Annotated in this window: 1 protein-coding gene; it reads left to right on the top strand. The window is 31.3% G+C overall.

Annotation, left to right across the window (positions count from 1 at the left end; genetic code table 11):
* A partial coding sequence (manA, locus tag HUU89_RS14450; protein WP_032090164.1) for a mannose-6-phosphate isomerase, class I occupies positions 1-936 on the top strand: 936 nt, incomplete at its 5' end.

The raw sequence follows: 936 nt of genomic DNA, 5'->3' as shown, positions 1-936 counted from the left end.
ATGGGACATATTTTATGGGTAGAACCTGTATTTAAAGAAATGATTTGGGGAGGAAACCAACTTAAAGAAAAGTATGGCTATGCTATACCAAGTGATCAAACTGGAGAATGTTGGGCACCTTCAGCTCATCCTAATGGTGATAATAAAATCAAAGAAGGAGAATTTAAAGGTCAAACTTTATCAAAAGTCTTTGATGAACATCGTGAACTTTTTGGAAATATCAAAGATAAACAATTTCCATTGCTTGTAAAAATCATTGATGCTTGTAATGATTTATCTGTACAAGTTCATCCAAATGATGAATATGCTGGTCTTCATGAAAATTCATTAGGAAAGACAGAATGCTGGTATGTCTTAGACTGTAAAGAAGATACAAAGATGGTCATGGGACATCATGCTAAAACCAAAGAAGAACTTGTAAAAGCTATTGAAAATGATGATTATGATCAATTATTAAATAAGTTTGATATCAAAAAAGGAGATTTCTTCTATATTCCAAGTGGAACGATCCATGCTATCTGTAAAGGGTCATTGATCTATGAAGCACAACAATCATCAGATATCACATACCGTGTTTATGATTATCATCGAAAAGATAAAGATGGAAATGAAAGACAACTTCATGTAAAACAATCCATCGATGTGACAACAGTACCTTATAAACCATATGATCTAGCTAAACAAGTAGAAGAGACAATAGAAAATGGAACAAGAAAAGAGCTTGTATCATCTAACTATTTAACATTAAATAAATATGATATGACAGGCTATAATAAAGTAAAGAATGATAAACCATTCCAACTTGTATCAATCATTGAAGGACAAGGAACAGTAGAAGGAAAAGAAGTGAAAAAAGGAGATCATTTTGTAGTTTGTTCAGATCAAAAAGAAGTTGATTTTGATGGAACAATGACAGTAATGATTTGTACATTATAA

This window comes from Faecalibacillus sp. H12, assembly GCF_013361255.1.
GTDB lineage: Bacteria > Bacillota_I > Bacilli_A > Erysipelotrichales > Coprobacillaceae > Faecalibacillus > Faecalibacillus intestinalis.
Note: the sequence above shows the minus strand (reverse complement) of the source record. Positions and strands in the feature narration are given on the sequence as shown.